Origin of the sequence: Micromonospora sediminicola (genome assembly GCF_900089585.1) — a bacterium.
In the GTDB taxonomy this organism is placed as follows: Bacteria; Actinomycetota; Actinomycetes; order Mycobacteriales; family Micromonosporaceae; genus Micromonospora; species Micromonospora sediminicola.
This window is the reverse complement of sequence record NZ_FLRH01000003.1, coordinates 1711789-1736327: the sequence shown is the minus strand read 5'-3', so window position 1 is coordinate 1736327 and position 24539 is coordinate 1711789. Positions and strand designations below refer to the sequence as shown.

The 24539-nt window shown below is 74.3% G+C and carries 29 protein-coding genes, 1 tRNA gene and 1 pseudogene; 17 read left to right on the top strand and 14 right to left on the bottom strand.

All coding sequences use genetic code 11. The features are described from left to right. Nucleotides 1–73: 73 nt before the first annotated feature. Both GA0070622_RS08790 and GA0070622_RS08785 read left to right on the top strand, forming a co-directional pair. Complete coding sequence (locus GA0070622_RS08790; protein WP_091571628.1) at nt 74–484, top strand: HPF/RaiA family ribosome-associated protein; 411 nt, start codon at nt 74–76, stop codon at nt 482–484. Between the two features lie 78 nt (nt 485–562). Beyond that, complete coding sequence (locus GA0070622_RS08785; protein ID WP_176710433.1) at nt 563–1588, top strand: alpha/beta hydrolase; 1026 nt, start codon at nt 563–565, stop codon at nt 1586–1588. 5 nt (nt 1589–1593) lie between these two features. On the opposite strand, the gene GA0070622_RS08780 is transcribed toward GA0070622_RS08785, so the two are convergent. Further along, the gene (locus tag GA0070622_RS08780; protein WP_091571625.1) at nt 1594–2328 is read right to left on the bottom strand and encodes a hypothetical protein; all 735 of its coding nucleotides are present in this window, start codon (nt 2326–2328) and stop codon (nt 1594–1596) included. A 169-nt stretch (nt 2329–2497) separates the two neighbouring features. On the opposite strand from GA0070622_RS08780, the gene GA0070622_RS08775 reads away from it, so the two are divergent. From GA0070622_RS08775 to GA0070622_RS08755, 5 genes and pseudogenes are all read left to right on the top strand, one after another. Next, nucleotides 2498–2570 (top strand) — tRNA-Arg (locus tag GA0070622_RS08775). A 161-nt stretch (nt 2571–2731) separates the two neighbouring features. Continuing rightward, nucleotides 2732–3196, top strand: a pseudogene (locus GA0070622_RS33665) (P-loop nucleotide/nucleoside kinase family protein); the annotation flags it as partial. Between the two features lie 190 nt (nt 3197–3386). After that, nucleotides 3387–3845 carry an HAD family hydrolase gene (locus tag GA0070622_RS08765; protein ID WP_091571622.1) on the top strand — a complete coding sequence of 153 codons (459 nt, stop codon included), beginning with the start codon at nt 3387–3389 and terminating at the stop codon, nt 3843–3845. 3 nt (nt 3846–3848) lie between these two features. Next, a complete protein-coding gene (locus GA0070622_RS08760; protein ID WP_141684539.1) occupies nt 3849–4103 on the top strand; it encodes a hypothetical protein in 255 nt (84 codons plus the stop codon). A gap of 169 nt (nt 4104–4272) precedes the next feature. Beyond that, a complete protein-coding gene (locus GA0070622_RS08755) occupies nt 4273–4752 on the top strand; it encodes a hypothetical protein (RefSeq protein WP_091571614.1) in 480 nt (159 codons plus the stop codon). Between the two features lie 20 nt (nt 4753–4772). Here the strand turns inward: GA0070622_RS08755 and GA0070622_RS08750 are convergent, their stop codons facing one another. Beyond that, on the bottom strand, nt 4773–5993 hold the full coding sequence (locus GA0070622_RS08750) for a Clp protease N-terminal domain-containing protein (RefSeq protein ID WP_091571610.1): 1221 nt from the start codon (nt 5991–5993) through the stop codon (nt 4773–4775). Nucleotides 5994–6108: 115 nt separating this feature from the next. Here GA0070622_RS08750 and GA0070622_RS08745 point away from each other — a divergent pair, with 115 nt between their 5' ends. Beyond that, a complete protein-coding gene (locus GA0070622_RS08745) occupies nt 6109–6546 on the top strand; it encodes a hypothetical protein (RefSeq protein ID WP_091571605.1) in 438 nt (145 codons plus the stop codon). A gap of 41 nt (nt 6547–6587) precedes the next feature. On the opposite strand, the gene GA0070622_RS08740 is transcribed toward GA0070622_RS08745, so the two are convergent. Next, complete coding sequence (locus GA0070622_RS08740; protein WP_091571602.1) at nt 6588–7127, bottom strand: GrpB family protein; 540 nt, start codon at nt 7125–7127, stop codon at nt 6588–6590. 50 nt (nt 7128–7177) lie between these two features. Next, nucleotides 7178–7726, bottom strand: coding sequence for a GNAT family N-acetyltransferase (locus GA0070622_RS08735; RefSeq protein WP_245666151.1), 549 nt, complete (start codon nt 7724–7726; stop codon nt 7178–7180). A gap of 51 nt (nt 7727–7777) precedes the next feature. Here GA0070622_RS08735 and GA0070622_RS08730 point away from each other — a divergent pair, with 51 nt between their 5' ends. Beyond that, a complete protein-coding gene (locus GA0070622_RS08730) occupies nt 7778–8629 on the top strand; it encodes an alpha/beta fold hydrolase (protein WP_091571599.1) in 852 nt (283 codons plus the stop codon). On the opposite strand, the gene GA0070622_RS08725 is transcribed toward GA0070622_RS08730, so the two are convergent. Next, a complete protein-coding gene (locus GA0070622_RS08725) occupies nt 8595–9035 on the bottom strand; it encodes an Rv0361 family membrane protein (RefSeq protein ID WP_091571595.1) in 441 nt (146 codons plus the stop codon). The two genes, GA0070622_RS08730 and GA0070622_RS08725, sit on opposite strands and share 35 nt — an antisense overlap. Before the next feature lie 73 nt (nt 9036–9108). Between GA0070622_RS08725 and GA0070622_RS08720 the strand changes: the two genes are divergently transcribed. The 5 genes from GA0070622_RS08720 to GA0070622_RS08700 all read left to right on the top strand — a co-directional run bounded on the left by GA0070622_RS08720 (nt 9109) and on the right by GA0070622_RS08700 (nt 13905). Further along, nucleotides 9109–9909, top strand: coding sequence for a class I SAM-dependent methyltransferase (locus tag GA0070622_RS08720; RefSeq protein ID WP_091571592.1), 801 nt, complete (start codon nt 9109–9111; stop codon nt 9907–9909). 127 nt (nt 9910–10036) lie between these two features. Further along, nucleotides 10037–11209 (top strand): sensor histidine kinase, encoded by a 1173-nt coding sequence (locus GA0070622_RS08715; protein WP_091571589.1) that lies wholly within the window; start codon nt 10037–10039, stop codon nt 11207–11209. Next, nucleotides 11199–12401, top strand: a complete 1203-nt coding sequence (locus tag GA0070622_RS08710; protein ID WP_091571585.1) for a hypothetical protein — start codon at nt 11199–11201, stop codon at nt 12399–12401. The genes GA0070622_RS08715 and GA0070622_RS08710 overlap by 11 nt, the downstream gene beginning before the upstream one ends. Beyond that, a complete protein-coding gene (locus GA0070622_RS08705) occupies nt 12371–13087 on the top strand; it encodes a response regulator (RefSeq protein ID WP_091571582.1) in 717 nt (238 codons plus the stop codon). The genes GA0070622_RS08710 and GA0070622_RS08705 overlap by 31 nt, the downstream gene beginning before the upstream one ends. A 74-nt stretch (nt 13088–13161) precedes the next feature. Further along, complete coding sequence (locus tag GA0070622_RS08700) at nt 13162–13905, top strand: hypothetical protein (protein ID WP_091571579.1); 744 nt, start codon at nt 13162–13164, stop codon at nt 13903–13905. Between the two features lie 73 nt (nt 13906–13978). On the opposite strand, the gene GA0070622_RS08695 is transcribed toward GA0070622_RS08700, so the two are convergent. Next, a complete protein-coding gene (locus GA0070622_RS08695) occupies nt 13979–14731 on the bottom strand; it encodes a lysophospholipid acyltransferase family protein (RefSeq protein WP_091571575.1) in 753 nt (250 codons plus the stop codon). A 99-nt stretch (nt 14732–14830) separates the two neighbouring features. Between GA0070622_RS08695 and GA0070622_RS08690 the strand changes: the two genes are divergently transcribed. Together GA0070622_RS08690 and GA0070622_RS08685 are read left to right on the top strand one after the other, a co-directional pair. Beyond that, nucleotides 14831–15484 (top strand): alpha/beta hydrolase, encoded by a 654-nt coding sequence (locus GA0070622_RS08690; RefSeq protein WP_091571570.1) that lies wholly within the window; start codon nt 14831–14833, stop codon nt 15482–15484. Nucleotides 15485–15495: 11 nt separating this feature from the next. Beyond that, nucleotides 15496–15873, top strand: a complete 378-nt coding sequence (locus GA0070622_RS08685; RefSeq protein WP_091571567.1) for a VOC family protein — start codon at nt 15496–15498, stop codon at nt 15871–15873. A 9-nt stretch (nt 15874–15882) separates the two neighbouring features. Here GA0070622_RS08685 and GA0070622_RS08680 read toward each other — a convergent pair whose 3' ends face one another. The 7 genes from GA0070622_RS08680 to GA0070622_RS08650 all read right to left on the bottom strand — a co-directional run bounded on the left by GA0070622_RS08680 (nt 15883) and on the right by GA0070622_RS08650 (nt 23511). Beyond that, nucleotides 15883–17943, bottom strand: a complete 2061-nt coding sequence (locus GA0070622_RS08680; RefSeq protein WP_091571563.1) for an amylo-alpha-1,6-glucosidase — start codon at nt 17941–17943, stop codon at nt 15883–15885. Then, nucleotides 17943–18314, bottom strand: a complete 372-nt coding sequence (locus tag GA0070622_RS08675) for an SCP2 sterol-binding domain-containing protein (protein ID WP_091571560.1) — start codon at nt 18312–18314, stop codon at nt 17943–17945. Before GA0070622_RS08675 ends, GA0070622_RS08680 begins: the two co-directional genes overlap by 1 nt. A 155-nt stretch (nt 18315–18469) precedes the next feature. Continuing rightward, on the bottom strand, nt 18470–18886 hold the full coding sequence (locus GA0070622_RS08670; protein WP_091571557.1) for a CBS domain-containing protein: 417 nt from the start codon (nt 18884–18886) through the stop codon (nt 18470–18472). 67 nt (nt 18887–18953) lie between these two features. Next, nucleotides 18954–19643, bottom strand: a complete 690-nt coding sequence (locus GA0070622_RS08665) for a TMEM175 family protein (protein ID WP_091571554.1) — start codon at nt 19641–19643, stop codon at nt 18954–18956. Nucleotides 19644–19761: 118 nt separating this feature from the next. After that, entirely contained in the window at nt 19762–20784 is a 1023-nt protein-coding gene (locus tag GA0070622_RS08660) for an aspartate-semialdehyde dehydrogenase (RefSeq protein ID WP_091571550.1), read from the bottom strand. Between the two features lie 94 nt (nt 20785–20878). Continuing rightward, the gene (locus GA0070622_RS08655) at nt 20879–22222 is read right to left on the bottom strand and encodes a M16 family metallopeptidase (RefSeq protein ID WP_091571546.1); all 1344 of its coding nucleotides are present in this window, start codon (nt 22220–22222) and stop codon (nt 20879–20881) included. Continuing rightward, the gene (locus GA0070622_RS08650) at nt 22219–23511 is read right to left on the bottom strand and encodes a M16 family metallopeptidase (RefSeq protein ID WP_091571541.1); all 1293 of its coding nucleotides are present in this window, start codon (nt 23509–23511) and stop codon (nt 22219–22221) included. The genes GA0070622_RS08655 and GA0070622_RS08650 overlap by 4 nt, the downstream gene beginning before the upstream one ends. Before the next feature lie 81 nt (nt 23512–23592). Here GA0070622_RS08650 and GA0070622_RS08645 point away from each other — a divergent pair, with 81 nt between their 5' ends. Beyond that, on the top strand, nt 23593–24306 hold the full coding sequence (locus tag GA0070622_RS08645) for a phosphodiesterase (RefSeq protein ID WP_091571538.1): 714 nt from the start codon (nt 23593–23595) through the stop codon (nt 24304–24306). On the opposite strand, the gene GA0070622_RS08640 is transcribed toward GA0070622_RS08645, so the two are convergent. Further along, nucleotides 24281–24496 carry a hypothetical protein gene (locus tag GA0070622_RS08640; RefSeq protein WP_091571535.1) on the bottom strand — a complete coding sequence of 72 codons (216 nt, stop codon included), beginning with the start codon at nt 24494–24496 and terminating at the stop codon, nt 24281–24283. The two genes, GA0070622_RS08645 and GA0070622_RS08640, sit on opposite strands and share 26 nt — an antisense overlap. Between the last annotated feature and the right edge of the window lie 43 nt (nt 24497–24539).

The following is a 24539-nucleotide window of genomic DNA, read 5'->3' as shown; positions in this document are numbered from 1 at the left end:
GCTGGGTAAGTACTTGATCAACCGAGAGAAAGGGAGCGCCGATGCTTCTCCGAGACGTCCGCGAGGCAGGGCGATGAGCGCCGTGGCGAACCCCGCGACCGTGGCCGAGTGCCTGCGGGTCGGTGCCGGGTTCTCCCAGGGCGACCGCAACTGGATCGCCGAGCAGTTCGCGACGCTTGACGCCCGGCTCGCCGGCTTCCACGCCGACGCGACCGAGCTGGAGGTGTCGGTCAAGGACCGCGAGGCCCGGGGTCAGAAGGTGACCCTGGAGTGCTGGGTGGCCGGCCGGCAGAAGATCGTCACCACCTCGACGGAGGAGGACCTGCACGCCGCGCTCAACGACGTCCGGGACGACCTGCGCCGCAAGCTCAACGACGCGAAGACCCGGCAGGAGCCGCGCAGCAACAAGCACCTGCGCGCGGTCGACCAGCCCGAGGACGTCCCGCTGCAGGCCGCCGCGCGCGAGGACGCCGAGACCGCCTGAGCCCCGTACGCCCCCGCCCGCACGGTGCCGGCGGGCGGGGGCTACCGCCGGGTAGCGAGGCGGCGTACCGTCGCGGTCGTGGAACCGGACGTGCTGGGAGCGCCCTACGAGCGGCGGACGATCGACCTGGGCACCGACGACGAGGGACCGGTGGTCGCCACCCTGGTCCGCCGGCGGGCCGACCGCCCGACCGGCCGCGCCGTGCTCTACGTGCACGGCTTCGTCGACTACTTCTTCCAGACCCACGTGGCCGACTTCTTCGCCGAGCGCGGGTGGGACTTCTACGCCCTCGACCTGCGCAAGTACGGGCGCAGCCTGCTGCCGCACCAGACCCCGAACTTCTGCCGCGACCTGGCCGACTACTTCCCCGAGCTGGACGCCGCGGCCGAGATCATCCGGGCCGAGGAGGGGCACGACACCCTGCTCGCCATGGGCCACTCCACCGGCGGCCTGATCATCTCGCTGTGGGCGGACGCCCGACGCGACGCCGGCCTGGTCGACGGCATCGTGCTCAACAGCCCCTTCTTCGACATCAACGCCCCCTGGGTGGTCCGCCGACCCCTCGCGGCCGCCGTCTCCCGCCTGGGCCGTCGGGCGCCGCAGCGCATCCTGCCGTTCGGGCTGGGCACGGTGTACGGCGAGAGCCTGCACGCCGACCACCGGGGCGAGTGGCGCTACGACCTGGCCTGGAAGCCGCTCGCCGGGTTCCCGGTCCGGGCCGGCTGGATCAACGCGATCCGGGCCGGCCAGCGCCGGCTGCGGGCCGGCCTCGACATCCCGGTGCCGGTGCTGCTGGCCTGCTCCACCCGCAGTTTCCGGGGCGCGAAGTGGCACGACAACGCCACGCTCGCCGACGCGGTGCTCGACGTCGAGCACATGGTGCGCTGGGCGCCCCGCCTCGGGCGGCACGTCACCCTGGCCCGCTTCGACGGCGGGCTGCACGACCTCACGCTGTCCAGTCCCGTCGTACGCGAGAAGGTCTTCGCGGAGGTCGGGCGCTGGGCGGAGGGTTTCCTCCGGGCCGGGCCGACCGAGCCGGAGTCCACGCCGCCGGCCCCGCGCCGGCCGGCCGACGAGCCGGCCGGGGCGACCGCCGACGGCTGACCAGGTCAGCCGTCGACCACCTCGGCGAGCGCCGCCCGGATCCGGTCGAACGTCGCGACCGGGTGCCCGCCCCCGCCGGGCGGCAGCAGCACGCCCAGGCAGCGCAGCGCCGGCCCGCCGTCCGGCCCGGCCTCGACCGCGAACACCGGCGCGCCCACGTACCCGGCGGGCAGCTCGCGGGTGACCCGCACCTCGTCGCCGTCCCGCGCGACCCGCTCGACCACCGCCTCCAGGGGCCGCGACCCGTCCTCCCCCACGCCCAGGGCCAGCACGAACGCCGAGGCGGGCGCCGCGCCGATCCGGGCGACCGCGTCGGCCGGCGCGGCCACCGCCTCGGTCACCTGCTGGGTACGCCAGCGCCAGCCCCGGTCGTCGGCGTAGCCGTGCAGCCTGCCGGTGGGCATCGCGGCCAGCCCCAGATCCGGCAGGTGCAGCCAGTGGTCGGCGAAGCCGGGCAGCTCGATCGGCTCCTCCGCCCCCTCCGCCGGGTCGGTGACGCTCGGCCGCAGTCCGATCTCCCCGTACGCGGAAGCGGTGACCGGGTCCGCGGTGAGCAGCCACTCGTGCGCGACCTCCCCGTCGTCGGTCGCGCCGACCAGCTCGCTGTAGAAGAAGGCGGTGCCGACCGTGCCGACCGCCGCGCCGGGTCCCGCCGACCCGGTGACGGGCAGGATGGCCCGCCCGAGCAGCTGGCACAGCTCGAAGACGATCTCGTTCTCGGTTTCCTGGTCGAGCAGCATCCGCCGAGGGTACGGACCGCGCCGTGGCCGCCGGCCCGGGACCCGCCGGAACCGGGATGCCGGGCGGGGCCCCGGCATGGGACGCTGGGCGACGACGTGGACGCGCCGACCCGTACCCCCGGGCGGGCCGGAGCCGGCGGTACCCTCTTGGCGCGACGATCGTCGGCGCGCGCCCGTAGCTCAGCGGATAGAGCAGGGGACTTCTAATCCCAAGGCCGCAGGTTCGAATCCTGCCGGGCGCACCCTCCCCACCACAGGTCAGCGGCTTCCCGATCCGGGTCGGGAAGATCTCCACGGCCTCCGTACCGCCATTCGTGCGGCCGAGTCAGCCGAAGGCGTGCTTCGCGGCTTCGTAGCCGAATTCCAGGCGACAGCGCCGGTCCTGTCCGCCACCCTGGCGACCATGAGAGCGGACGAAGCAGGGCTTCCTGAACAACCTGAGGTGGTCCTGATGTGCGGGGTGGCTGGCGCGGGAAAGACGACATTCGCCAACGGCCTCGAGGCCATGGGTTACGTCCGCCTGTCCGTCGATGAGGAGATCTGGCGTCGCTTCGGTCGCTACGGCATCGACTACGAGCCCGACCAGTACGAGATGCACACCGAAGTCGCGAGGCAGGCTGTGCGGGAGCGGTTGCTCTCACTCATCGCACAGCGCCGCAACGTCGTCATCGACTCCAGCTTCTGGCAACGGTCACGTCGGCAGGCATACAAGGAGCTGGTCGAGCAGGCCGGGGCCCGTTGGCGCCTCGTCTACCTGAAGACCGACCCGGCGCTGCTGCGACAGCGTCTCCACGCGCGAGCTGAGCGCTTCGACGCCAACGCCGCTTTTCCGATCACCGACGACCTGCTGGACCGCTACCTCCAGAGCTTCGAGCCGCCGTTCGGCGAGGGGAGGAAGTTGTGGAGGTGGCCGCCGACTGACGAGCTGAAGGCCGTGTACGGCACACGCGGCCGCGAGCAGGTGGGCTCCACCTTGCCACCGTTCGGGACAGGCTGGACGGGGCTGACGACTGCCCGACGAGGAGATCCGCCTCAACCGCTCGGTACGGTTGTTGACCATGCAGCGGTTGGCGCTCTTCGATCTCGACAACACGCTCGTGGACCGTTCGGAGGCATTCCGGCGCTGGGCGGTCGCGATCGTGACCAACGGTCAGGCCGACAATCAGCTGGGGAAGATCAGGCGTACCGGGCTGGACCGATGCGTCGATGCCTGGGCAGTTTCCGGAGAGTTGGGCATCCGGAAGCCAGCACGCGAGATCTTCGAAGCGGCGGCCCGTGGGTGCGGCCTCGATCTGCGGGGCGGGGGCTGGGCGATCGGTGACAGCCCTGTACTTGATGTCGAGGGTGGCCGCGCGGCAGGGCTCGCCACCATCTGGGTCAGCCGAGGCAAGGACTGGCCGGCGGAACTCGCTCCGCCCGACCGCACCGTCACGGACGTGGTGGCCGCTGTCGAGGTACTGCGAGGCGTTGGCGTGCCCGACACGGCGGCCGACCAGGCGTGCGAGCGACGGCGGTGAGACATGGGCAAGAAGAACCGATACCCGGGGCCCCGCGTGAACAGGCCCTACCGGACAGGGCCCGAGCAGGCGGACCGCTTGACGCTGCTCACCGAGTGGCGCAACTTCGTGCCCGAGCGCCCGGTCCTGGTCCAGGCCGGAGAGACGATCTGGGTCGAGGACTTCGGACCACCTGAGCACCGCACGCCGCAGTATCACCTCGTGGTGAGGCGGAAGACCGGCCAGCTGGACGCCTACCCCGGCGATCTGTGCCGCTGAGGCGCGGCGACGGACGCCGGGGCGTACCGCGCGAAAGCCGACGGCGCTGGGGCCGAGACTCCCGGGCACCGGCAGACACCCTGCGCGGGCGACGGCCCCCGTACAGCCGTTCGGATATGTTCTCCCGGTCGCCCGCCGGCGGCGGCACGACGTCCGACCGGAGGCTCCTGTGGGTGTTCTGTACGACTACTTTCGCGCTCCCGACGACGAGGCCGTCGCGAAGCTGATGGCCGCCATCGACGGCGGACCCGTGGTGCGGGCGGGAGACTCCCCCGTCGCGGATGCCGTGGACGGCGCGGCGATCGATCCAGCCGTCGTCCTCGGCAAGGTCGTCGCGTTCGCCCTCGACGTGCCGTGGTCCACCGACCTGGTCGGGGATCGACTCGTCTGGCCGGACGGCGTCGCGCAGGACCGCGAGTACGAGGGACCCTGGGTCGTCGTGCTGGGCGAACGCGCCCGGGACGCTCTCGCCGGGATCCCCGACGACCGCTTGCCGGACCTGGCCGAGCGATGGTCGCAGATCGAGGAGCTGTCGTACTACAGCGACACGCAGCCGGAGGTCATGCTGTCGCGTCTGCGGGAGTTCGTCGGGCTGGCCCGGCGAGCGCGCGCGAGCGGGGACAGCATCTACTGCTGGATCTGCCTCTGAGCCACGCCCGACGGCCCCGGTCACGCCCAGGCGGTCGGCGCGGCGCGGAGGTCCTGCTCGACCCGCGCGCGCACCGACTCCGGGTCGACGCCGAGTTCGCGCAGGATCGCGGCGGCCTCGCCGGCGTCGTCCTCGACCAACGCCAGCAGAAGATGACTGGTGCCGGTGTCGGGGTGGCGGCGGGCGAGCGACATCTCCATCGCCCGTGCCATCGCGGCCGTGACGTCCGTGCCCGTGAACGGGTCGCCCGGGCGCAGGCTGCCCAGTTGCCCGGTGAGCGCCTCGGCGGGCGGCTCCTCGGGAGCGCCACGTCGCGAGGCCAGGTCGCGCACACGGTCGGCGTCGACGCCGTGGGCACGGAGGACGGCCGCGCCCCGGTTACGGCTGGCGTGTTCGGCGGTCAGCGGGATCCGGGCCGCGGCGAGCGTGTCGTCGTGGGTGAGAAGGGCGAGCAGCATGTGCGGCGGCCCGATCACGCCGTGGCCCAGCCGGACCGCCTGTCGCCTCGCCTCGACCTCGACTCCGGCCAGGACGGGTCCGACGCGGCTCAGTCGGGACATGCGGGCGAACAACCTTCCCGCGAGTCGGGCGCCCAGCGACCCGGCACCCGGCGACACCGCGAGCCTCTCCACGTCGAGGTCCGGATGGGGGTCGTCGGCCCGGCGCATGGCCGGGTCGGTACGCAACCGGTCGACGGCCTCGGTGCGGGCGTGTTCGTACGGGAAGACGTAGCGGGTTCCGTCGCAGGTGGGCAGTTCCAGGATGCCGAGCACGAGGTGGGACAGGTTGGCGAACGGTGTCCGGCCGTCGCGCGCCGCCCGCAGGGCGCCGGTCAACGCGACCCGGGCGCCGTTCGTCCATGTCGGAAGGTCCTGCGGAGCCGGCGGGTCGGCCCTGCCGCGCCTGTCCGGCCGGCGGTGGACGCTCCACTCGACCTCACGCAGCGCGGCCCGGACCTCGGCGTCGAACTCGCCGACGGGCTGCGTCACCAGCTCGCCGACGGACCGCCCGGCCGGAAGGCGGCGCGGGTCGGCGACGATCCGCATGAGGTTCGCGCCGTTGGCGCCCGCGAACAGCCACGGCGGGACCGACCTCTGGTACGGGGCCACGCGGCACAGCAGGTCGAGGGTGCCGACGCTGCTCGAACCGTTGCGCACCGCCACCGCGTAGGCCTGCCGCATGACCGTCATGGGCCGGTCGCCGAACGCGACGAACGGTCGCTGTCCCTCGTACGGCGGCATCGGTCCTCCCCGTCCGGACGAAGTCGCGCCTCGTCAACGGTAGGCGGCTCGTGTCGACGACGCCACCGCCGTTCGTCCGATCAGGATCGGGCGTCGTGGGCCTAGCCTCTGCGGTATGCGGAAGCGCCTACGGATCGCGCTCGGTGTCGCGCTGGCCGGCGCGCTGGTGGCGCCGGCCACCGTCCTCGGCGTCCACCTCGCCCACCCCAGGGACGAGGACGGTTACCTCGCCTACCTCAAGCGGTACGGCGATCCGGGGAGCGACGACCCCGTACCGGTGCTGCCGCCCGCCGCCGATCTGGTCGCCGAGGGCGAGGCGGCGTGCGACTGGATGCGCGACCAGCCGTACGCCCTGTGGCGGACGGATGCGCGGTACCACTTCCACGCGGTCTACCAGCGCTACGAGCAGCACCTCGCGGGTCGCTCGCCACGGTGGGGCTCCGCGCTGCCCGAGATGGGATCGGTGACGTCGGGGGCCTGGGCCCACCTGTGCCCGGCCGAGTGGGAGCTGCGGCAGCCTCGGCGCCGTCCCTTCGCCCCACCGCCGGACTGACACGAGCAACCAGGGGTGCAACCCGCGGACCGACAGTCGGCTCAGTCGTCACCGGACCGGCCCCACAGCCGGGCCTCGGTCAGCAGCCGCAGGAATTCCTCTTCCTTCGCGAGGGCGTACCGGGCCCGGCTGTCGGGGTGCCGCTCGGCCGCGCGCAGCTTGGCGGCCTCGTAGCGTCGGGCCGCGCCCGGGTGGGTCGTCAGGTAGGCGCGGAAGAGCCGGTTCTCCTCCGGCGCCCCGGACGTCACGCGGAAGACGTGCAGGTGCTGGCTCCGCCGACCGGCCGTGTCCTTCACGAGGAAGAGGTGGTCACCGTCCGCCGGGAAGGCCAGCGGTCGATGGACGTAGCCGAGACGTCGAAGCGGTGCGAGGTCGGCGAGCACGTCGTCGACCTCGGGCACCACCGCCTGGATGTCGATGATCGGCTTCGCCATCAGCCCCGGGACGCTGGTGGACCCGATGTGCTCGATCCCGAGCGTGGTGGGCAGCGCGTCCGACAGCAGCAGTCGCTCGGCCTCGAAGCGCGCCGGCCAGCTCGGGTCGTAGCGCACCACCTCGACCGGCCGCGCGTCGTCCCCCATGCCGGTCACGGTAGCGGCTCCCACGGCACAACCACCGGGGGCGGCAAACGTCAGGATGGGGGTGGGTCGGTGCGGAGTCGGCTGTAGAGCAGGCCGTCGCACCAGCGGCCGTCCCGGAACTCGCACGCCCGCACCACGCCCTCCAACCGGAAGCCGGCCCGCACCAGCGCCCGCTGCTCGGCCGTGTTCTCCGGGTGGGTGCCGGCCTGGATCCGCTGCACCGGCGTGTGCGTGAACAGGTAGTCGCAGAGCATCGCCTGCGCCCGCGCGCCGATCCCCCGGCCCCGCCACTCGGGCAGCAACGCGATGCCGACCTCCCAGCACCAGCTGGGGCCGCCGAAGTCGCGCCGGCCCCAGCCGACGAAGCCGGCCGCCGTCCGCTCGTCGGTCACCTCGACCATCAGCCGGCTGTTCTCCGGGCCCAGCCAGCCGTCGAGGGCGAAGCGCCGGGCCGGGGCCTGCGGGTCGGTGAAGCCGGTCCAGTCCAGGCCGATCAGGCCGGGTTCGGTGGCGAACCGGCGGAACATCGCCAGATCCTCCCCGGCGACCGGCCGCAGCCGCACCGCCGGTACGCCGTCGGCCCTGCCCGCCCCGGTCACGCGCCGACCATAGCGGCCGGAAGTGTCGCCCGCCGCCCGTAGGCTCCCCGCATGGTGACCGAGACCGATCTCCGCCTGCCCGACGGCCGCACCCTGCACGTCTACGACACGGGTGGGGCGGACCGGCTGCCGGTGTTCTGGCACCACGGCACGCCGAACGTCGGCGCCCCGCCCGCGCCGCTGTTCGCCGCCGCCGACCGGCTCGGCCTGCGCTGGGTGTCGCACGACCGCCCGGGCTACGGCGGGTCGACCCCGCTGCCCGACCGCGACGTCGCCTCGGTGGCGGGCGACGTGGCGGCGGTGGCCGACGCGCTGGGTCTCGACCGGTTCGCGACGATGGGCCACTCCGGCGGTGGCCCGCACGCCCTGGCCTGCGGCGCGTTGCTGGCCGACCGGGTGGTCGCGGTGGTGGTCGGCGCCGGGCTCGCGCCCTACGGCGCGGCCGGGCTGGACTGGTTCGCCGGCATGGTGCCGTCGGGGGTGGCGGCACTCCGCGCCGCCGCTGCCGGGCGGGCGGCCAAGGAGGCGCACGAGGCGTCCGACGTCGAGTACGACCCGGAGTTCACCGAGGCCGACCTGGCCGCGCTGCACGCCGAGTGGTCCTGGTTCGACAGTGTGGTCGGCCCGGCGGTGGCGGCCGGCCCCGACGGGTCGATCGCCGACGACCTGGCATATGTGCGGCCGTGGGGCTTCGACCCGGCCGCCGTCACCGCGCCGGTGCTGCTGGTGCACGGCGAGCGCGACGGCATCGCGCCGGTGGCGCACGCGCGGTGGCTGGCCGACCGCTGCCCCGCCGCCGAGCTGCGCACCTTCCCCGAGGACGGGCACGTCTCTGTGCTGCGGCACGCCGAGCCGGCGCTGGCGTGGCTCAGTCGCAGATCCGCCAGTCCCCGTCTTCCTTGACCAGCGGGAGGACCTGGTTGACGGCGACGCCGTCGCGCGGGGTGAAGCGGACGTTCGCCGAGCCGCGTACCCGGCCGTTGTTGTTCGTGACGTTCAACCCGACGATCTCGTAGCCGGTCAGCTCCGGCTGGGCGGACTGCTGCCGGGCGAAGTCCGCCTCGCCGAGCCGGTCGCGCACGTCGGCGCAGAACAGCCGGTAGGCGGCCGGATAGTCGCGGGCGACGATCGCGCCGGCGAAGGTGTCCACGGTGGCGCGGGCCGGACCGGTGGCGTCCTGCGCCACCCGGTAGAGGACGAAGCCACCCACGACGCCGCCCGAGCAGCAGAGGGCGAGCACCACACCCAGCACGATGAACAGCGTCCGCCTGGACTTCTTCGGTGGCACCATGGCCGGCTCGTACGCCATGCCGGCAGGGTAGGGAGCCCGGTCAACCCGTAAACCGGATGCCGGTCGTCCGCTTCTCGGCGACCATCGACGGATGCCCGCACACCGTCCACCCGAGCCGGACATCCGCACCTACTACACCGACGTCTTCGTCGAGGCGGACCGGCTCGACCGGTCGCCGCAGGGGCGGCTGGAGGGCCGGCGCACCCGTGACCTGCTGGCCCGGCTGCTGCCCGCCCCGCCCGCCGACGTGCTGGACATCGGCGGCGGGCCGGGAGCCTACGCGGGCCCGCTCGCCGCCGCCGGTCACCGGGTGCACCTGGTCGACCTGGTGCCCGCGCACGTGGCCGCCGCGCGGGCCGCGTTTCCGCTGGTCACGGCCACGGTCGGGGACGCCCGGGCGGTGCCGCTGCCGGACGCGGTGGCCGACGCGACGCTGCTGCTGGGCCCGCTCTACCACCTGCCCGACCGGGCGGACCGGGTGGCGGCGCTGCGGGAGGCGGCGCGGCTGACCCGGCCGGGTGGGCCGGTGGTGGCGGCCGTGATCAGCCGCAACGCGGCCCTGATCGACCTGACCGCGCGGGGCCTGGTGGACGACGAGAACCGCTGGCTGCTGCGGGAGGAGTACGCGACCGGGGTGAACGACCCGCGCACGGGCTTCACCACCGCGTACTTCCATCGGCCGGACGAACTGGTCGGCGAGTTCACCGCGGCCGGGTTGCCCGACCCGACCGTGTACGGGGTGGAGGGTCCGCTCTGGCCGCTGCTGAACGCGCTCGACACCGCCCCGTCCGAGCGGTTGTTCGAGGACGCGGTGGCCTGCGCCGAGACGTTCGAACGGGACTGGTCGGTGCTCGGGGCCAGCGCGCACCTGCTCGCGGTCGCACGCGCCTGACCCCGGGGGTACGGCAGCGACGCGCCGCGTACCGAGGGTGACCAATTCCGAAAAGGTATGTTATTCTCCGGCGTCAATCTATGCCGTGCGGACCCGGCCGGGTCGCTGCCGGAAGGACACCTCCCCGATGCCGGTCGCTGCCGCCACGCCCCTGTCCCGGTCGCCCCTGGACCGTCCGGCGGGCGGCGCGTTCACCCTGGTCTTCACCACGCTGCCCGCGTTGCTGCGACTCACCTGCGGCCTGGTCGGCGCGGTCGTCGCGCTGTCCGTGCGAACACCGCCGGTGCGGGTGGCGCTGCTGCTGCCCGCCGTCGCGCTGCTCACCGCCTGGTCCGGCTGGTACGCCTTGCGCGCGCTGCGACACGGCATCGGCGGCGCGCTGGTCGCCGGTGACGTGGCGCTGACCACCGCCGCCGTCCTCGCCCTGCCCTGGCTGGTCGCCCCGGAGGTGCTCCCGGGCGAGGCGAGCTGGGTCGCGGTGCTCGCCAGCACCACGGTCATCAACGCGCAGGCGACCGCCCCGGCCCGCTGGTCGGTGCCGGCCGGCCTGCTGGTGACCGCCGCCTACGCCACCGGGGCCACGATGGCCGGGAACCCGGTCGAGGCTCGGGCGCACACCGGCACGCTGCTGGTGCAGACCGGCTGCACGGCGGTGATGACGGCGGTGATGCGCCGGCGGATCGGACGGGCCGACGCGGCGTTCGCGGACTACCAGCGCCTCTCCCACGAGGCGGTGGTGGCCCGTAGCGCGCGCGAGGCCGAACGGCGGCACCACCGGGACCTGCACGACACCGTGCTGGGGACGCTCACCATGGTCGGGCTCGGCGCGGTTCCGGGCAGCTCGGCGGCGTTGCGCGAACGGTGCGCGGCGGACCTGCGTACCCTCACCGCGCTGGCCGGCGCGCGGACCGCGACCGGCGACGTGGACCTGGACGAGCGGCTCCGCGCGGTCCTGGCCGGGATGCCCGAGCTGACCGTGGCCGCGACGCTGGCGCCGTGCCGGGTGCCGGCCGAGGTCGCCGCGGCGCTCGCGGACAGCGCCGCCGCCGCGCTGGCCAACGTCGCCCGGCACGCGCCCGGCGCGACCACCACGCTGCGCCTGGCCCGCGAGGGGCGCGCCGTCGTGGTCGAGGTGGTCGACGACGGTCCCGGCTTCGATCCGACCACGGTCCCGGCCCACCGGTACGGGCTGCGCGAGTCGATCCACGGTCGGATGGCCACCGTGGACGGCCGGGCGGTGGTGACCTCCGCCCCTGGCGCCGGCACCGGAATCCGGTTGGAGTGGTCGAATGACGACTGAGGCGGGTACGGCGGTGACCACCGGCGCCGCGCCGCGTGCCCTGCCCCGGCCCCGGCCGGCGGCGCGTTCCGGGACCGCCTCCGCCCCGCCGGAGGCGCACGCGGTGGCGGACGCGTCGGACCGGGGCGCCCGGGTCGTCGCGGTCGTCATCGCGCTCGCCTGGCACCTGGCGATCGGGCTGCCGGCGGTGCTGGCGGCCGGTCCCGGGATGGCCGCCCCGGCGGTGGTGGCCGCCGGTTGGCTGGTGACCGCGTTGGTCGGCGTCGCGACCGGCGTACGCCTGCTGCGTGGCGGCCTGCCCCCGGCCGGGCCACTGGCCGCGGTGCTGCTGGTGGTCGACGCGGCGGTGTTCGCGGCGGCCGGCGGGCGGTTCCTGTTCACCTCCGCCAACTGGGTGTGGGGCGGCCTGGCCTGGTTCTTCCTGCTGGTGCTCTGGCGGCGGCCGGTGCGCTGGCTGCTCGCGCTGCTCGCCGCGCACGCGACGATCGCGCTGGCCGCCGTCGTGCTCCACGGCGCGACCGCGCCGGCCGACCTGAGCCGCTACGCGATGTACGTCTACGGCACCTCCACCCTGCCGGTGGCGGTCTTCGCCGGCGCGGCGGCGCTGACCGCCCTGGTCCGGGACCGGGCCGGCACCGCCGCGGCGGTGCTGGCCGTGGCCGCGGAGCGCGAGGCCGCCGAGCGGGCCCGCGGCGAACGGCAGGAACGGCTCGCGCTGGTCAGCGGCACGGCCGAGGAGGTGCTGGCCGCCCTGGCCGCCGGGGACGCCGATCCGGCCGACCCGGCGGTACGCCGCCGCGCGGTGCTGGCCGCGGCCCGGCTGCGCCGGTTGATCGCCGAGTCGGACGACGTGCCCGACCCGCTGCTGCACGAGTTGCGCGCCGCCGCCGACCTGGCCGAGCGGAACGGCCTGCCGATCGAGCTGGTCGCGGTCGGCACCCCGCCGACGCTGCCGGTCGAGGTGCGCCGGGGCCTGGCCGACCCGCTGACGGCGGCGCTCGCCGGCGCCCGAGGGTGGGCCCGGCTGACCGTGGTCGCCGGCCCGGACGAGGTGGTGGTCAGCCTGGTGACACCGGACCACGACGGCCCGGACGACGGCGTCGCCCCACCGGGCGGGGACGGGTCGGTGGAGCATCTGCACGAGCGGGACGGGGAGATCAGATGGACGCAGACCCGCTGGCGGCGGATGTGAACGCGGGACGGGCGGTCGGGGTGGCGATCGTGGACGACCATCCCGTCGTCATCGACGGGGTGCGCGCCTGGTTGGCCACGGAGCCACGGTTGCGGGTGCTGGCCACCGGGGACGACCCGGACGCGGTGCTGCGGGCGGCGCCGGACGCCGAGGTGGTGCTGCTCGACCTGCGCCTGCACGGGCGGATGGTGCTCGACAAGCTGGCCGAGTTGAGCGCGGCCGGGTGGCGGGTGGTGGTCTACTCCGAGCACACCGACCCGCAGACCATGCTGGCCGCGCTGGACGCGGGGGCGATCGCGTTCCTGGCCAAGCACGAGGGACGCGAGCACTGCGTGGCCACCGTGCTCGCCGCGGCGAGCGACCGCCCGTACGTGCCGCCGGCGCTGGCCGGGGCGATGGTCGGTGACGCGCGGCCGGACCGTCCGTCCCTGTCGGACAAGGAACGTGAGGCGCTGCTGCTGTGGTTCCAGTCGATGTCGAAGGCGTCGGTGGCCCGGCGGATGCAGATCAGCGAGCACACCGTGAAGCAGTACGTCGACCGGGCGCGCATCAAGTACACCCGGGCGGGGCGTCCGGCCGCCACCAAGGCGGCGCTCCTCGCCCGGGCGATCGAGGACGGCCTCGTCCGACCGGAAGATATCGGCATCTACCGGTCGCAGGCGTCGGCCGACCGGCCGACCCCCTAACGGCTGTCATGACAATCACCCCAGGAATCCGCGAGGCTCGTCAGTATCGCCAACCGTCACCGGGAGGTCGTACCGTGCCGGAGGACGCCGCACCCTTCTTCATCGGGCCGCACCGGTTCGACGCCGACGACGACCCCACCCGTCCCGTGCTCGACCGGCGCTACGCGCTGGTGCCCGAGCCGGGCGAGCGGCTGCTCGGCCAGCACCGGCTGCCGGTCGCCGGTCACCTGCTCGGCCCGACCGAGGACGTGCGCTGCTGGGCGTTGCCCGCCCCGGCGTCCGTCACGGTGACCGACCGGCGGCTGGCGTACGTCTGCACCGGCTCCGAACTGTCCCTGGTCCCCGGGCGGGACAGCCGCACGGACGCCCGGCACCGGCGTACCGTCCGGCTGTCCCGTCTGGTCAGCGGTCAGATCCGCTGGCAGTGGCCGTCCCGACTGGAGCTGGCCGAGGTCGGCGACGACACCGCGGAGCTGCGCGTGGTCTGCGACGCACTGCGGACCATCCGGCAGCCGGCGCTCGCGCTCATCGGCCCGGTCGACCTGGTCACCGCGCTGGCCCGGCAGGTACGCCGGTCGGTGGCCGGGTTCCGGCTGGCCCACCCGGACCTGGTGGACCTGTCCCCGCCGGAACGCGACGCCCTCGCCACCCGGGTGGCCGCGTCCCCCGGTCCGACGCTCGGCGCGGTGACGTTGCCGGGCTCGCTGCCGGTGGAGTTCCTGTCCCGGGACGACTACTACCGCCCGCTGGCGGTGGACACGCCCGCCTGGCCGGTGACCGACTTCCCGGTCCGCGACCAGCCCGGCTCCGCCTGCTGACGCCTCTCCCCGGCCGCCGTTCCGCCGACCGCCGTCCCCGCCCGCCGGGGCTGGGCGGCGGGGGCGCGGAGGATCAGGAGGTGCTGCGGGAGCGGCGGTCCGACCGGTCCAGCTCGGCGGCCTGCTCCGGGGTGGGCGCGCTGCCGCCCAGGTGCGCCGGCTGCCACCACGCGTCGTCCGGGCCGGCCGGCTGGTCCGGGTATTCCCGCTGGGCGCGGTCGACCAGCGCCGACAGGCGGGTGCGCAGGTCGGCCGTCATGGCGGTGCCGTCCGGGTAGGCGGCCGGGTCCATCGGCTCCCCCACCAGGATGGTGATCGGGGTGTGCCGGCGGGTCAGCGTGCGCGGGCGGCCCTTGGTCCACAGCCGCTGGGTGCCCCAGAGCGCGACCGGCAGCAGCGGCACACCGGCCTCCTGCGCCATCCGGGCGGCGCCGTTCTTCAGGTCCTTCACGGTGAGGGAGCGGCTGATCGTCGCCTCCGGGAAGACGCCGACCACCTCGCCCCGGCGCAACGCGCCGACCGCGGCGGCGTAGGACCCGGCGCCGGCGGCGCGGTTGACCGGGATGTGCTTCATGCCGCGCATCAGCGGCCCGGAGATCCGGTGCCGGAAGACGCTGTCCTTGGCCATGAACCGGACCAGCCGGCGGGACTCGTGCGCGCCGTAGCCGCAGAAGATGAAGTCGAGGTAGCTCACGTGGTTGGACGCCAACACGGCGCCACCGGTGCGCGGCACATGGTCGCTGCCCTGCACGTCCAGGCGCAGGTCGAGGGCGCGGAACATCGTCTTGGCGGCGGTGATCACGGGCGGGTACACGAGCTCCGGCATCCGGTAACTTTACCCCGGGTAGGTTACGCGACCGTAGGGCCGCTCTGCCCTGCGCAGACCGGGGTGGTCCCCCGGCCCGGCCACCGTCACGATGGCGGGATGACCGAACGCGGCGTGCTGCTCTGGATCCACGGCGGGGGCTGGCGGGCCCGGGCCCACGAGGACGGCGCGGCGCTCGCGTCGCTCGGGCTGCGGGTGGTGCCGGCGGGCTACCGCTTCTCGCACCAGGCCCGCTGGCCGGCGCAGCTCGACGACGTCCGTGCCGCCGCGCGGGCGGCCCGGGCGGGCGACCTGCCGCTGCTGGTCGGCGGCGACTCGGCCGGTGGGATGCTCGCCCTCCAGGTCGCGTTGCGCGGGGTGGACCGGCCAGGCGACGTGGCGGGCGCGCTGGCGTACTGGGCTCCGGTGGACCCGCTCGACCCGGAGCAGCGGCGCCACCGTCCCCCCGGCGACGACCCGTGGACCGACCTGCTGGGCCACCCGCCGGCCGCCGGCGATCCGGCCACCACGGACGCGACCGTCGCCACCCACCTCGGCTCGGGCGTGCCGGTGCTGCTGGTGCAGGGGCGCGACGACGTGCCGGTGCCGGCCGCCCAGGCGGTCGGGCTGGCCGCCCGGCTGCTCGCCGCCGGCCACCCGACGCACCTCTGGCTCACCCACGGCGGCCACGCGCTCGACCTGGCCCGGCCCGACCTGCGCGCCGTCGCCGCCGCGTTCCTGGACAGCGTCCTGCCGGAGGCACCGGCCGACTAGGTTCTACAGGCATGCCCGACCTCGCCGCGATCGTCATCCACTGCCGGGACCCCTACCTGCTCGCCCCGTTCTGGAGCGCGGTCAGCGGGCTGCCCGTGGTCGAGGCGGACCGGGCGAAGCTCGCCGACCGTACGCTCGCCCCGAGCGAGGCCGTGCTGTTGCGTGACCCGCACGGGCGGCGGCCCGACCTGTGGATCAGTCCCGCCGCCGAGCTGCCCGCGCCCGGCCGGATCCACCTGGACCTGGTCGGCGACGCGGAGGAGCGGGCCGCCGTGCTGGAGGCCGGCGCGACAGTGGTCCGCGAGCTGCCCCGCTGGACCGTGCTGGCCGACCCGGAGGGCAACGAGTTCTGCCTGCTGCCCCCGAACGAGGCACACACCGGGCACTGACCGGCCGGCTCAGTCGTCCAGCTTGTGCAGGTCCAGCCGGCCGCGGGCGAACGCGTCCACCCGACCCCACCGGCCCGGGATGTCCAGCACCTCGATCCGACCCATGCCCACCGGCAGCCGCGGGTCCACCGCCAGGTGCCCCTCGTGCGGCTCCAGCCCGAGCATCGTCCGGATCAGCAGCAGCGGCGCCCCGGTCGACCAGGCCTGCGGGCTGCACGCGGTCGGATACTCCACCGGGAACTTGGTCAGGTCCCGCTGGTAGCCGCCGAACGCCTCCGGCAACCGGCCGTCGAAGTAGGTGGCCGCGTCCAGGATGCCGTTGGCGACCGTGGCCGCCTCCTCGGCGAAGCCGTACCGGCGCAGGCCCCACGCCACGAACGAATTGTCGAACGGCCAGATCGTGCCGTTGTGGTAACCGATCGGGTTGTAGCGGACCTCGCCCTCGGCCAGCGTCCGCACGCCCCAACCCGACCAGAGCCGGGGCCCCACCAGGTGCTCGGCGAGCATCGGCGCCCGTTCGTCGTCGACGATCCCGCTCCACAGCAGGTGGCCGATGTTGGAGCTGAGCACGTCGCACTGGCGCCCCTCCGGGTCCAGGGCGAGCGCGTAGAAGCCGCCGTCCTCCACCCACCAGTCGCGGTTGAACCGCGCCTTCAGCTCCGCCGCCTCCCGCTCCAACTGGTCGGCGTACGCGGGGTCGCCCCAGAACTCCCGGGCCATCCGGGCGGCGCGCATCTTCGCGTCGTACGCGTAGCCCTGCACCTCGCAGGAGGCGCGCGGGAACGGCGGCAGCGTGCCGTCGGCGTACGAGATGGAGTCCCAGGAGTCCTTCCAGCACTGGTTCTCCAGGCCGGTGTCGGTGTTGCGCCGCTCGTACCAGATGTAGCCGTTGCCGACCAGGTCGGCGTAGTCGTCGATCCACTTCAGCGCGGCGCGGCACTCCCGTTCCAGCTCCCGGACCAGCGCGACGTCGCCGCTCCACTTCTCGTACTCGTCGAGCAGCACCACGAACAGCGGGGTGGCGTCGACCGAGCCGTAGTAGGGCGAGTGCGGCTGCTCCTCGAACGCGGCGGTCTCGCCGTACCGCATCTCGTGCAGGATCCGGCCCGGGTCCTCGTCCCGGAAGTCGTCGAACCGGGTGCCCTGCAACGCGGCGAGGATCCGCAGCGTGGTCTTCGACATCTCCGGTGCGAACGGCAGCACCTGGAGGCAGGTGAGGATGCTGTCCCGGCCGAACATGGTCATGAACCAGGGCAGGCCGGCGGCGGGCAGCGTCTGCCCGCCGAGCGACAGCGGCGAGAAGCGCAGCGCGGCGAGGTCGACCAGGCTCCGCCGGTAGGTGGCCGCGACACGTCCGTGCTCGCTGTTCACCTTCGGCGCCCGGTCGATCCACTCCTCCAGGTCGTGCTGGAGCGCGAGCCGCTCGGTGCCGTGCGCGCGCAGCCCCATCCGCAGGTCCCGACCGCCCGGACCGATGGCGAACGTCTGCACGTCGATGAGCACGTCCCACTGCTCGTTCGGCTCCAGGTGGATGCTCCAGGCGAAGCCCTTGCGGTCGTAGCGGGCCGGCTGGTTCGCCGAGACCACCGTCTCCCGCTTGAAGTTGCCGCGCCGGTAGCCCAGGCGCAGCCGATCGGACTCCGCCTCGGAGTACAGCTCGCCCTTCTTGTTCAGGATCTCGTCCTTGACCTGGAACAGGTCGGCGAAGTCGGACCCGGCGTCCATCCGGATCTCCAGGTCGACCGGCTTCTCGTCGTGGTTGAGGATGGTCAGCGTCTCCCGGAAGCTGCCGCCCACCGCCCGTTCCCGGATGATCGACAGCTTCGCGTCGACGTAGTGCGTGGCCACGCCCGGGACCAGGAAGAAGCGGGCCTCGTAGTACTGCAGGTCGTCGTAGGACAGCGCGTTGAGCCGCTCGCCGTTGACCGTCAGCACCCACTTGGAGAGGTAGCGGGTGTCGAGGGAGAAGAGGCCGGTCGGCTCGCTCGGCGTGGCCTCGATGTCACCGGTGTCCTCGGAGACCACGAAGGTGTTGCCGTCCAGGATCCGGACGGTGTTGGTCCCGGGCATCAGGCGGCCCTCCTCTGGAACGTGTGGTGCGGTCCCCGGGAGTTCGGCGGGCCGGGGAAGACCCGCTCGACCTGGAGCACCAGCCGCAGGTCACCGACGACGGTCATGTCGCCCCGCAGCAGCGCGGCGACGGCGTTCTCCTCGCCGCCGACCAGGTCGGCGAAGAGCCGGGGCTCGGTGCCGACCACGGTGTCCGCCTCGCCGTCCTCCTGCCGCACGCGCAGGTTGCCCCGGTCGATCTCCAGCAGCCAGTGCGTGGTCTGCGCACCCTCGTGCAGGTCGAACCGGAGCGTCCCGGACGTCTTGACCAGCAGGGGTTCGAACCCCCGCCGGTCCAGGTCCTCGAAGAATCTCGTCGTCGCGTCCACCATCCGGCCGACTCCTCCCGCGCTTCCGGCCTCCTCCGTCCGAGCACGGGTCCCCGCCGGGTGGCGGGTCAACCTCGCCCGTTCCGGGTGAGGCGACGGTCGGCGTACGCGAGACGCCGGCCCCCGAACCGGGAGCCGGCGTTCACCGCGTGCGTCGGTCAGTTGTTGGGGTCGTCGGCGCTGATGTCCGCGAGCACCGACTGGGGTTCCCGCTCCACCGCCAGGTCACCCATCGAGATCAGGCCGACCAGCCGCCCGTCGTCGATCACCGGGAGCCGCCGGACCGCGTAGGTGCGCATCAGGTCGGCGGCGGCCACCGCGTCGTCGTACTGGCTCACCGTCACCACGTCCTTGCTGGTGATCTGGTTGAGCGTGGTGGAGCTGGGGTTCATGTCCTCGGCGACGCCCCGGACCGTGATGTCCCGGTCCGTGACGATGCCGATCACGTTGTCGCCGTCGGTCACCACCACGTCGCCGATGGCGCTGTCGCGCATCTCCTGCGCCGCGGCGGTGAGCGTGTCGTTGCCGTCCATCGTCACCAACCGGGTCGTCATGAACTCTCCGACCGTTGTCATGGTGCTCCCCTCTCGGTGTCGGCACCGCCGTCTACCCGCCGCCCGAGGCGGGGTAACGCGGGCCGCCTCACCGCCGGTGCCGCAGTCGCCGGAGCAGGTCGTAGGAGCCGTTGCTGGACAGCCCGTAGAAGAGCGGCAGCAGCAGGAGCACCACCAGCGCCACCGGCACGCTCACCCACCACCCCACCCCGCCGGCGATCGCGTACGCGGCGACGCCGAGCGCCGCCCGGATCCGTTCGGCCGCGAAGAACCGGGCGGTCACGCCCGCCTGCAACAGCTCCCGGTGCCGGCTCAGGTAGTGGTAGAGCCAGAGCCAGGCCGCCGAGAGGACGACGCCGACGACCGCGTACGCGGCGACCGCGACCCGCTCGTCGAAGGTGTCACCCTTCTCCACCGCGCGGGAGACGAGCGCGGTGACGAAGGGCAGCAGCGCCACGCTGAACAGCACCCCGAGGTTGGCCCAGTGCAGGCCCCGGTCGGCGCAGCGGACTCGGTGGAACGTCCCCTTGTGGTTCAGCCAGTTCACCGCCACGTACAGGTAGGACGTGACGTAGGCGAGGTAGACCGGCCACTGGTCGAGCAGCGCGTGCAGCATCCCGCCCGGCGCCGACTCGGGCACACGCAGGTCGAGCACCAGCAGGGTGATGACGATGGCGAAGACCGCGTCGCTGAAGCCGATCGCCCGGGCCGTGTCCGAGCGGAGCCCGGCCTCGATCTCGACCTCGTCGACGTCCCCCGTGTCCCGTCCGGCCGCCATGGTTCCTCCCGCCCGCCGGCGTGGTTCGCCGACGACTGGGCCCGCATACCCGCTGCGGGGGCGTCCGTGCGGTCACGGACGCCCCCGCGACGATTCCACGCCCCGGCGCCGAGCCGGCTCAGCGCTCGGCGGCGACCAGTTCGGCGAGCTGCACGGCGTTGAGCGCCGCGCCCTTGCGCAGGTTGTCGTTGGCGCAGAACAGCGCGAGCCCGTGGGCGACGGTCTCGTCGACCCGGATCCGGCCGACGTACGTCGGGTCCTGGCCGGCCGCCTCCAGCGGCGTGGGCACGTCGCGCAGCGCCACCCCCGGCGCGCCGTCGAGCAGCTCCCGGGCGCGGGCCGGGTCGATCGGCCGGGCGAACCGGGCGTTGATCTGCAACGAGTGACCGGTGAAGACCGGCACCCGCACGCAGGTGCCGGAGACCTTCAGGCCGGGGATCTCCAGGATCTTGCGGCTCTCGTTGCGCAGCTTCTGCTCCTCGTCGGTCTCGTCGGAGCCGTCGTCGACGATCGAGCCGGCGAGCGGGAGCACGTTGAACGCGATCGGGGCGGCGAACGACCGGGGCGTCGGGAACGACACCGCCGAACCGTCGAAGGCGAGCGCGCTCGCGTCCTCGGCCACCTTGCGGACCTGCTCGTCCAGCTCGGCCACCCCGGCCAGGCCGGCGCCGGAGACCGCCTGGTAGGTGGCGACGACCAGGCTGACCAGCTCGGCCTCGGCGTGCAGTGGGCGCAGCACCGGCATCGCGGCCATCGTGGTGCAGTTCGGGTTCGCCACGATGCCCCTGGGCCGGTCGGCGAGAGCGTGCGGGTTGACCTCGGCGACCACCAGCGGCACCTCGGGGTCCATCCGGAACGCGGAGGAGTTGTCGATGACCACCGCGCCGGCCTCGGCGACCCGGGGGGCCAGCTCCTTCGCCGTGCCCTTGCCCGCCGAGAAGAGCACGATGTCCAGCCCGCGGTAGTCCGCGGTGGCCGCGTCCTCGACGGTCACCTCGCCGTCGCGCCAGGGCAGGGTGCGCCCGGCCGACCGGGCCGAGGCGAACAGCCGCACCTGCTCCGCCGGGAACTCGCGCTCCGCCAGCACCTGCCGCATGACGCCACCGACCTGGCCGGTGGCTCCCACAATGCCGATCCTCATGCCCGCGAGGCTACCCAGCCGGGCGGGGCGGGCGGGAAGCCTTTCCCAGCGCGCGGGCCGGGGCGACGGGAATCACACCCGTCGCCCCGCCCGGTCAGCCGTGGTCGACCACGTCGCCGAGGCCGGCGGCCACCAGCTCGTCCCTGATCACCGCCGCGTCCCCCTCCACCACCAGCGTCAGCGACTCGGGGTGCAGGTGCGCGGCGGCCGCCGCGGACACCTCCTCGACGGTCGCCGCGAGCAGCGCCTCGCGCAGCCGCGCGTGGTAGTCGTCCGGCAGGTCGTGCACCACCAGTGTGGTCAGCGCCGAGGCGATGGCCCGCGGGCTCTGCAACTCGACCGAGAGCTGGCCGGCCCGCCACGAGCGGGCCACCTCCAGCTCCTCCTCGCTCACCCCGGTCAGCTGGGTGCGCGAGACCTCGCCCACCGACTCGACCAGGGCCGGCGCGGTCACCGCGGTCTGCACGCCGGAGGTGACCGCGAAGCGGCCGAACCGCCGGGACGAGGCGAAGTCGCCCCGGATCCCGTACGTGTAGCCGCGTACCTCGCGGATCAGGTGGTTGAGCCGGGAGGTGAACGCGCCGCCGAGCACGGTGCCGGCCAGCGTCATCGGCACGTGGTCGGGGTGGGCGCGGTGCGGGGACGGGTGACCGAGCCGCAGCGTGGACTGCACCGAGCCGGGCCGGTCGACCAGGATGACCCGCCGCCGGCCGGCGAGCGTCGTCCCGATCGGGCCGCCCCGGTCGACCGGACCGCCGCCGGTGCCGGCGAACGCGGTCGCGCCCAGCGCGTCCAGGTCGATCCGCTCCAGGTCGCCGGCGACGATCAGGGTGCCGGGACGGATGAACCACTCGGAGTGGAAGACGGTCACGTCGTCCACCTCCAGCGCGGCGACGCTCTCCGGGTCGCCGTAGAGCGGGCGCCCCCACCGGTTGTCGGCGCCGAAGAGGTCGGCGCGCAGCACCGCGTCGGCGCGCGGGCCCGGGTTGGCCCAGTCCATCCGCAGCGCGGTCGCCTCGTCGTCGCGGACCCGCAGCACGTCGGCCGGGTCGAGCCGGGGCGTGCGGACCGCCTCGGCGAGCAGCTCCACCGCGGCGCTCAGCCGGTCGACCGGCACCTGCACGCTCACCTGGAACGAGTCCCAGTCGAGCCCGGCCACCAGCTCGGTGCCGAGCGCCTCGATGGCCAGCGCGTACGCGGTGGCGTCCCGCTGCGCGGTGCCCTCCTCCAGGGCCTTGGCCAGCACCGCGCCGAGCCCCTCCTTGCCGACCGGCTCGCGGCCCGCGCCGCCGTCGAGCAGCAGCAGCGCGACCGCGAGCGTCTGCCCGGGCAGGTGCGCGGCGACCACCTGACCGCCGGCCACCGTCCGCCGGACCACCTGCGGGAACCGGTAGGCGCGGGCGGCGCCGGGGCCGGGACGGGTGGCGATCAGCGTCATGAGGTCTCCTCGGGCAGGTAGGTCAGGATCACCCGGTCGTCGGCGCCGAGCAGCGCGGCGGCCTGCTCGGCGATCTGCTCGGCGGTGACGGCGAGCCAGCCGGGCAGCCGGTCGGCGGCCCGGGCCGGGTCGCCGAACTGGGTGGCGTACCGGCCGAGCGTGTCGGCGCGACCGTCGACGGTGGACATCTGCCGCCACCACATGGTGCTCAGCAGGGCCTTGGCCCGGTCCAGCTCGGCGGCGGTCACCGGCACGGTGGCCAGCTCGTCCACCACCTCGGCGAGCCCGTCGCGCAAACGCTCGGCGGTCACGCCGGGCCGGGCGGTGGCGGTGGCGATCAGCGGCGCCGGGGCGTGCGCCAGGTCCACCCCGTACGCGCCGACCAGGTCCGGCTGGGCGATCCGCTCGCCGTCGGCGAGCCGCTGGTAGAGCCGGCTGCCCCGGCCGCTGCCCAGCACGGTGGCGAGCACGGTGGTCACGTCGTACCCCGGGTCACCGAACGGGTGGGTGCGGTGCGCGAGGTAGACGCGGGGGGCGGGCACGTCGGCGGTGACCGTCTCCACCGCCGGCGTGCCGGCGGCGGGCACGGTGCGCCCGTCCGGGGCGGCCGGGATGTCGGAGCGCGCGGCGAGGCCGCCGAAGTATTTGTCGGCCAGCGCGAACACCTCGGCCGCGGTGGTGTCGCCGACCACCGTCAGCACCGCGTTGTTCGGCGCGTAGTAGGTGCTGTGGAACGCCTGGAACGTGGCCAGGTCGGCGGCGTTCAGGTCGGCCATCGACCCGATGGTGGCGTGGTGGTAGGGGTGGCCGGGCGGATAGAGCAGCGGCAGCAGCCGCAGCCAGGCGTCGCCGTAGGGGACGTTCTCGTAGCGTTGCCGCCGCTCGTTCTTGACCACGTCGCGCTGGTTGTCCAGCGTCTCCTGGGTCAGCGCCGGCACCAGGCCGCCCATCCGGTCGGCCTCCAGCCAGAGCGCCAGCTCCAGGTGCTCGGCGGGGACGGTCTCGAAGTAGTTGGTCCGGTCGGGGTTGGTGGTCGCGTTCAGCGATCCGCCCGCGCCCTGGATCAGCTTCATGTGCTCGGTCTTGGCCACGTTCACCGAGCCCTCGAACATCAGGTGCTCGAAGAGGTGGGCGAAGCCGGTCTGGCCCGCCGGTTCGTGGCGCGAACCGACGTCGTACCAGAGGTTGACGGCCACGGCCGGGGCGGTGCGGTCCTCGCTCACCACCACACGCAGGCCGTTGTCCAGTCGGGTCGTCTCGATCGGCCAGGGGTAACCGCTGTCGGGCATGGCACGACGCTATCCGATCCCGGGGGCGGAAAGGTGACGCGCGGGGAGCATCGTCGCCGCGGGTCGGGGTACCCGAGCGGCATGGCGCCCCCCGTACCGTCCGCCGTCGAGCGGGCCGCCGCCGCGCTGGCCCGCCTGCGGCACGCCCGGCTGCTGCATCCCGCCGGCCGCACCTTCGCCGCCGAGGTGCTGATCTGGGGTACGTCGGGACCGCCGACCGGGGTGCCGCTGCTGGACCGGCCGGGCCGGTGGCCGGCCACGGTGCGCCTCTCCAAGGGGGTGCCGACGCCGGGCGGCTGGCCGGACGTGCTGGGCGTGGCGGTCCGCCTGCACCGGGACCCGGAGCCGCCGGTGGACCTGCTGGTCAGCTCCAGCGGCGCCGCGCCGGTGCTGCGGAACCTGCCGCTGCCCCGGCGGCGCTTCACCGGGACGTACACGTCGATCATGCCGTTCCGCGCCGGGGCGCGGCGGCTGTTCCTCGCCGCGCTGGCCGACCCGGACTCGCCCGACCTGGGTCGCTCCCTGGCCGGGGTCGACGCGGCGGTGGCCGCGGACGAGCCCCGGCTGGTGCTCGCGGTGGCCTCGGCGGTGGGCCCGTGGCGACCGTTCGGCGAGGTACGCCTCGACGGGCGGCGCGGCGCCCCGGGGGACGCCGCGCTCGCCTTCGACCCGGTCGGCAACGTGCCGCCCGGCCTGCGCCTGGCCGGTCCGCTGGCCCGGCTGCGGGACGCCGGCTACCGGGGGTCGCGTCGGGGCCGGGGCGTCGGGCTCAGTCGGGGGGCTCGATCGGGGTGACGGTCTCCTCGGAGGTGCGGTGCTCCAGCACCGTGTCGGGGGCGGCGTTGCGGTCCTCCTCACGCAGGTCCGACTCGGCGAGGATCGCGTCGGCCTGGGCCTCCGCGTCGTCGCTGCCCACCGCCGCCTCCTCCGGCAGCAGGTGGGCGCGGGAGGAGATCCGGTCCTGGTCGCTCTGGTCGTGGCTCATGGTCGTTCCATACCCCGCGTTCCGCTCTGCGGAACGGAGCGGG

Bases quoted from the DNA above. Each gene is read 5' to 3' on its own strand.
- GA0070622_RS08790 (WP_091571628.1), top strand. From the start codon at position 74: ATGAGCGCCGTGGCGAACCCCGCGACCGTGGCCGAGTGCCTGCGGGTC.
- GA0070622_RS08780 (WP_091571625.1), bottom strand. From the start codon at position 2,328: ATGCTGCTCGACCAGGAAACCGAGAACGAGATCGTCTTCGAGCTGTGC.
- GA0070622_RS08765 (WP_091571622.1), top strand. From the start codon at position 3,387: ATGCAGCGGTTGGCGCTCTTCGATCTCGACAACACGCTCGTGGACCGT.
- GA0070622_RS08760 (WP_141684539.1), top strand. From the start codon at position 3,849: ATGGGCAAGAAGAACCGATACCCGGGGCCCCGCGTGAACAGGCCCTAC.
- GA0070622_RS08750 (WP_091571610.1), bottom strand. From the start codon at position 5,993: ATGCCGCCGTACGAGGGACAGCGACCGTTCGTCGCGTTCGGCGACCGG.
- GA0070622_RS08745 (WP_091571605.1), top strand. From the start codon at position 6,109: ATGCGGAAGCGCCTACGGATCGCGCTCGGTGTCGCGCTGGCCGGCGCG.
- GA0070622_RS08740 (WP_091571602.1), bottom strand. From the start codon at position 7,127: ATGGGGGACGACGCGCGGCCGGTCGAGGTGGTGCGCTACGACCCGAGC.
- GA0070622_RS08730 (WP_091571599.1), top strand. From the start codon at position 7,778: ATGGTGACCGAGACCGATCTCCGCCTGCCCGACGGCCGCACCCTGCAC.
- GA0070622_RS08725 (WP_091571595.1), bottom strand. From the start codon at position 9,035: ATGGCGTACGAGCCGGCCATGGTGCCACCGAAGAAGTCCAGGCGGACG.
- GA0070622_RS08720 (WP_091571592.1), top strand. From the start codon at position 9,109: ATGCCCGCACACCGTCCACCCGAGCCGGACATCCGCACCTACTACACC.
- GA0070622_RS08715 (WP_091571589.1), top strand. From the start codon at position 10,037: ATGCCGGTCGCTGCCGCCACGCCCCTGTCCCGGTCGCCCCTGGACCGT.
- GA0070622_RS08710 (WP_091571585.1), top strand. From the start codon at position 11,199: ATGACGACTGAGGCGGGTACGGCGGTGACCACCGGCGCCGCGCCGCGT.
- GA0070622_RS08705 (WP_091571582.1), top strand. From the start codon at position 12,371: ATGGACGCAGACCCGCTGGCGGCGGATGTGAACGCGGGACGGGCGGTC.
- GA0070622_RS08695 (WP_091571575.1), bottom strand. From the start codon at position 14,731: ATGCCGGAGCTCGTGTACCCGCCCGTGATCACCGCCGCCAAGACGATG.
- GA0070622_RS08690 (WP_091571570.1), top strand. From the start codon at position 14,831: ATGACCGAACGCGGCGTGCTGCTCTGGATCCACGGCGGGGGCTGGCGG.
- GA0070622_RS08685 (WP_091571567.1), top strand. From the start codon at position 15,496: ATGCCCGACCTCGCCGCGATCGTCATCCACTGCCGGGACCCCTACCTG.
- GA0070622_RS08680 (WP_091571563.1), bottom strand. From the start codon at position 17,943: ATGCCCGGGACCAACACCGTCCGGATCCTGGACGGCAACACCTTCGTG.
- GA0070622_RS08675 (WP_091571560.1), bottom strand. From the start codon at position 18,314: ATGGTGGACGCGACGACGAGATTCTTCGAGGACCTGGACCGGCGGGGG.
- GA0070622_RS08670 (WP_091571557.1), bottom strand. From the start codon at position 18,886: ATGACAACGGTCGGAGAGTTCATGACGACCCGGTTGGTGACGATGGAC.
- GA0070622_RS08665 (WP_091571554.1), bottom strand. From the start codon at position 19,643: ATGGCGGCCGGACGGGACACGGGGGACGTCGACGAGGTCGAGATCGAG.
- GA0070622_RS08660 (WP_091571550.1), bottom strand. From the start codon at position 20,784: ATGAGGATCGGCATTGTGGGAGCCACCGGCCAGGTCGGTGGCGTCATG.
- GA0070622_RS08655 (WP_091571546.1), bottom strand. From the start codon at position 22,222: ATGACGCTGATCGCCACCCGTCCCGGCCCCGGCGCCGCCCGCGCCTAC.
- GA0070622_RS08650 (WP_091571541.1), bottom strand. From the start codon at position 23,511: ATGCCCGACAGCGGTTACCCCTGGCCGATCGAGACGACCCGACTGGAC.
- GA0070622_RS08645 (WP_091571538.1), top strand. From the start codon at position 23,593: ATGGCGCCCCCCGTACCGTCCGCCGTCGAGCGGGCCGCCGCCGCGCTG.
- GA0070622_RS08640 (WP_091571535.1), bottom strand. From the start codon at position 24,496: ATGAGCCACGACCAGAGCGACCAGGACCGGATCTCCTCCCGCGCCCAC.